Raw genomic sequence first — 4891 nt, 5'->3', positions numbered from 1 at the left:
GGATTCCAAAGGATAAGAAGTACGACTGCTGTCCTTTTTGTAAGCTCCACAGGAGCTTATCAGCAGGATAAGGATTATTGCGGAAATATAATGGTAATAGCGCATACCGTTCGAAGTTAAGAAAATAGCATATTAATGACCAAATTAATCGTTAATTCTTAAGACCTTTGTCGTATGAAGAAATTTAAAGGAGCTCTTGCTGTGTTCTTCGGAGCAGCAAGCTTTGGTATCCTCTCTACCTTTGTAAAAAAATCGTATGCTGCAGGCTTCTCCTTAGGTGAGGTTACCGGTATCCAAGCCTTGTTGGGAATGCTTCTATTGTGGGTGATGTATTTCCTCACTTCAGCAAAAAAATCTTCTTCCCAACGTTTCAGCCGCACGACACCGTCCTGGAAAATTATCGTTGCGGGATTATCCACCGGGATTGTCAGCATCATCTATTACAAGTGTGTACAGCTGGTGCCAGCCTCCATAGCTATAGTACTGTTGATGCAGTTTATATGGATGAGTGCACTGATTAACTATATCGTGTATAAGCAGAAGCCCAGCACCCGCCAGGCGTTAGGCATCATAGCCATACTCTTCGCTACAGTCTTTGCTACAGGAGCCATGGAATCTTCTTTCTCCGACCTTTCGCTGTTAGGTATATGCTTCGGTCTGTTGGCTGCCTTAGCCTATTCGATTTTTATCATCGTAAATGGAAAAGTAGGAAACGACTACCCTCCTGTACAAAAAAGTGCGCTGATGGTGACAGGGGCTGCCACCCTTATCTTCACTACGCTGCAGCCCTTTTCCCTTTTCGACCCTGAGACAGATATGCTGATTTACCAATATGGTCTTCTGTTGGCCGTTTTTGGGACGGTACTTCCTCCTTTCCTTTTTGCCTACGGTATGCCCAAAATCGATATTGCTCTGGGAAGCATACTCAGTGCGGTAGAACTACCCGTGGCTGTTGCTATGTCGTACTTCGTACTGCACGAAAAAGTGTCCGGCATACAATGGGCAGGAGTAGCGATGATCTTAGGGATCGTGGTATGGATCAATTATACCTAAAAAAATCCGATAACTATCATTAGCGGACTTCTTAGATTTATTGCAGCTGAGAGGTCAACCTAATAGGAAAGGGATGTTGCCAAAAAGTTTTCTTTTATCCATCACATCCCTTTCCCTTTATTACCTTAACTTTTAAGGTGGGTGTCATTTCGATAAGACGAACAAAAGCAGGGACGGAAAGGGCTTGGGATACCTATGAGAGGAGGGCTTTGCTTCTTTACAACAACCGATACGATGTCTTTACCGTCACTCTTACCTAGAAAAGGTCAATACAGCTTCCTAAGACCGAACACTTACTATCAATAAAGAAGTCTTCATTGCTTTCCATGAAATCTTCTCCGCTTATTGCGCTCTATACTTTTTATTTCGCTTTCGTATCCTATATCAAGTCACTCCTTACTGAAAAGGATATTTCTTAAATACATCATGACAGTTGACTTTAAGTGTTGAACGCCATGCTACTATCATGATGTATTTAAAGACTGTTTGCCACTATTGCGGAAAAAGGAAGTTGTTAGTGTAACTTCGACATGATTTTAGAATAAACTTTTGTTAGGATAATTCCTGCGATGCATAAGGCTATAATGCCCAATACCGCAAAAGATTGGTCATGAAAAAATAGTTCCATCATAACTTAGGTTTTTATAATTGAAATATACAAAAAATTCATTTAACTTTACATAGGAAATTTATATAAAAAATTGATGAAAAGAGTCTTAGCTATATTAATGAGTGTGATGTTCTGTTTCGTCTCTATTGGAGGGAACATCTACGTTCATATCTGTAAAGACTCCTTCATCTTAAGTTTCTATGAAAAGTTATCTCCAGAATCCTGTATCTTCTGTGCAGAAACACACAAACATCACGAAGACCACGACGGCCACTGCCATGGCGAATGCAAGAATGAGGTGGTAAAAGTTGACCAGCTCTCACATAAAGATTACAACAGCTCTTCCTTTCTCATAAAGCTGACCCCTGCCATTCTTTCATTACCATGGATTGCCCTAGACTTTAAGGTCACTGATACATTCCATAAAGCTGTTTTCACAAATTATCTTTATGCATCGATAGATTCTTCACCCCCTATCTATATCAAAAACTGCATTTACAGAATTTAGGATTTCATTTATATAAGTCGCATGCAATATGACGGCAGGAGATGCCTATTGCATATCTTTCTTATGGTTGTATAAATGAAATCAAACTATGGACAAAATCATAAAAGTATTATTATTATTCTGTACAATATTTCAATTTTCTTACGCGCAGACTGATAGCACAGCAACGTTTGACGTGGCAGGAAATTGTGGTCTATGTAAACAAAGGATCGAAAAAGCTGCAAAAAATAAAAGGCGTAAACAGCGCCAGTATGGGACGTAAAAACACGAAAAATAACCGTTTCCTATAACTCCAATACTACACTTTCTGCCATACAGAAGGCTATTGCAATGGCTGGGCATGACACACCATTACATCGTGCGCCAGACGAAGTGTATGAAAAGCTGCATGAATGCTGCCTCTACGAAAGATTAGGAGAAGACCATGAACATGATGAAGACGATCATGACCATGAGCATCATGGCCATAAAGGAGAAGACCACGATCATGATCATAATCATGGAAAGGGCAGAAAAGAAACATCCGACCATCACAACCACGAACACATCATCACCGGTGTAGTAGTCAATGAGGACGACAAAGCTTCACTTACTCCTATTGCAAATGTGAATATTCGTTGGCAGGAAGGCCCCAAAGGACAAACGACGTCCAACGAGAGCGGTGTCTTTAAAATCAAGCATAATGAAGGCAACAAACATCTCGTCTTCACTGCCGTAGGCATGCAGCCTGTAGTCATAGAAGTAAAAGATCTGCATGAGGTATTGGTCATCCACGCTCAAAACAATGTGTTGTCGGAAGTGGTAGTGTCACGTCGAAAAAAATCCAACTATATCAAAGCGCTCAATGCCAACCGCGTCGAAGTTCTTACGGCATTGGAGCTATTCAAAGCTGCATGCTGCGACCTCAGCGAAAGCTTTGAAACAACAATTTCTGTGGACGTGGTAAGCAGCGATGCCGTGACAGGAAGCAAACAGATACAACTTTTAGGTCTCAGCGGCATCTATACCCAACTTACAGTAGAAAACCTTCCGGGCCCCAGAGGATTTGCCTCTCCACTGGGATTAAACAGCATCGCCGGAACATGGATTGAGTCCATCGACATCAGCAAAGGTATAGGCTCCGTAGTAAACGGTTACGAAAATATGGCCGGACAAATCAACGTCGAACTTAAAAAGCCGCACACTTCGGAAAGATTATTCTTCAATGCCTATGCCAACAACATGGGACGTACAGACCTCAACCTCAACTTGGCTCAAAAGATCAACGACAAATGGTCTGTAGGTCTCTTGTTACATGACAACTTCATGTACAACAAAGACATGAACTTCAGTCACAATGGCTTTAGGGATGTCCCTGTAGGTAACCTCTTTTCCGGTATAAATAGATGGCACTTCGAAAACGGCAAAGGCCTTATCGCCCAATTTGGGGTTAAATACCTAAAAGACAAGCGTACAGGAGGGCAAACATCTTTCAACAAAGAAGACCGTGGAAGCAATGCCATCTACGGACTAGGTTTCGACAACGAAAGAATTGAAGGATTCGGAAAAATAGGTTATGTATTCCCCGAAAACCGATATAGAAGTGTAGGGCTGCAACTTTCTGCTTCCAACTACAATCAAGACAGCTATTTTGGCTTAAGAGACTACAGCAATAAGCAAACCAACGGATATGCCAACCTTATATTTCAAGATATCCTAGGAACTATTGATCACAAATATAAAGTGGGGGTCTCCGTATCCTACGACAAATACAAAGAAAATATTGAAAGCCATGATTTCGGGCGTACAGAAACAGTTACAGGCGTATTCGCAGAATATACCTATAGTCCTACGGAAAAATTCGACTTGGTGGCAGGCCTTCGCCAGGACTACAATTCTCTATACGGATGGTTCACAACCCCACGCTTTGTAGTCCGATACAATCCTTTTGAAGGTAATACCATCCGTATCAGCACGGGAAGAGGACAACGTACCGCAAACATCTTTGCCGAAAACATAGGTATGCTAGCTTCTGCCAGAACTATAGACTACGCAAACTTGCAATCTTCCAACTCGGCATATGGTCTTAAGCCGGAAGTTTCGTGGAATACAGGAATTACCTTGGATCAGGATTTCAAACTTTTCGGCAGAGAGTCTGGAATTGCCATAGAGCTGTTCCACAACAACTTCGAAAATCAGGTAGTCATAGACTGGGAAAATCCACGTGAAGTAAATATCTACAATCTGGATGGCAAATCGTATTCCAACAGCTTACAGGCCGAATTCCGGTTCATGCCAGCCCGCCACTTTGAAGCACGCTTTGCATACCGTCTGCTCGATGTAAAAACGGATTATAAGAAGGCTGGTACATTAAGTAAGCCTTTGACTGCAAAACACAGAGGATTTATGAACTTAGCATACAACCTGCATAGCGGATGGAGTTTTGACTATACATTTAACGTAGTAGGAAAAAAAACGCCTTCCATCAACTATAGATAATCCTGCAGAATACCAACTTGATAGCTACTCTCCGGCATACATCACCATGAATGCACAGGTGAGCAAGTCTTTCGGCAAGGATAAAAACTTCAGTATCTATGTTAGGTGGGAAAACCTTACCAAATAAATAATCAAGAAATGTCCTATTCTTCGCGACTTCGATCCAACCTTTTCGGACATATTTCGAATACAACTTACTATGGGGTCCTTTGACAGAAGGATGTTCTATACAGTATTCGATA

General features: G+C 41.5%; 4 protein-coding genes. 3 read left to right on the top strand and 1 reads right to left on the bottom strand.

Features of this window, described 5'->3' with window-relative positions:
* The first annotated feature begins 174 nt into the window (after positions 1-174).
* The 3 genes from SD31_RS03700 (at position 175) to SD31_RS03690 (ending at position 4649) form a co-directional block, all read left to right on the top strand.
* Positions 175-1053 carry an EamA family transporter gene (locus tag SD31_RS03700; RefSeq protein WP_039053155.1) on the top strand — a complete coding sequence of 293 codons (879 nt, stop codon included), beginning with the start codon at positions 175-177 and terminating at the stop codon, positions 1051-1053.
* Between the two features lie 704 nt (positions 1054-1757).
* Entirely contained in the window at positions 1758-2171 is a 414-nt protein-coding gene (locus SD31_RS03695; protein WP_039053154.1) for a hypothetical protein, read from the top strand.
* A 330-nt stretch (positions 2172-2501) separates the two neighbouring features.
* Complete coding sequence (locus tag SD31_RS03690; protein ID WP_052258617.1) at positions 2502-4649, top strand: TonB-dependent receptor domain-containing protein; 2148 nt, start codon at positions 2502-2504, stop codon at positions 4647-4649.
* On the opposite strand, the gene SD31_RS18260 is transcribed toward SD31_RS03690, so the two are convergent.
* A partial coding sequence (locus SD31_RS18260) for a hypothetical protein (RefSeq protein ID WP_231561131.1) occupies positions 4636-4891 on the bottom strand: 256 nt, incomplete at its 5' end. The genes SD31_RS03690 and SD31_RS18260 overlap by 14 nt on opposite strands.

The organism is Sphingobacterium sp. T2 (assembly GCF_000814685.1).
GTDB classification, from domain to species: Bacteria; Bacteroidota; Bacteroidia; order Sphingobacteriales; family Sphingobacteriaceae; genus Sphingobacterium; species Sphingobacterium thermophilum.
Note: the sequence above shows the minus strand (reverse complement) of the source record. Positions and strands in the feature narration are given on the sequence as shown.